Source organism: Bacillus sp. SIMBA_005, assembly GCF_046535585.1.
Lineage (GTDB): Bacteria > Bacillota > Bacilli > Bacillales > Bacillaceae > Bacillus > Bacillus pumilus.
In genome coordinates this window covers 1-278 of the sequence record NZ_JAWRWI010000280.1, presented here as the reverse complement: position 1 = coordinate 278, position 278 = coordinate 1, and the positions used below count along the sequence as shown (strand labels likewise).

Sequence of the window (278 nt, the reverse complement as noted above, 5' to 3'; positions counted from 1 at the left end):
AGCGATCATCATATTTGACGCATGCGCTATTTTGATTTTTCTGATGCCGTATGACATCCCCACTCCTAAATTATCAGTGCTTGAGGACACTGCCAAACCTAAAACCAATAACCAAGCCATGTTCGTTTCTCTCCATTCTTTGATGTCTTTTCAACATGTTGTGCCGTTGAATCTACACTATCCTATTCAGCAGCACAGAAAAGGTACCTTTTCTGCAAAAATTATTGATTGACGATCATCATTCCGGCGGAAACGAGGTGACACCCTTGACAGAAAAT

At 41.0% G+C, this 278-nt stretch carries 1 pseudogene; it reads right to left on the bottom strand.

From position 1 onward, the window contains the following. Positions 1 to 120 (bottom strand): annotated as a pseudogene (locus SB660_RS20110) (sporulation membrane protein YtaF); the annotation flags it as partial. Positions 121 to 278 lie beyond the last annotated feature (158 nt).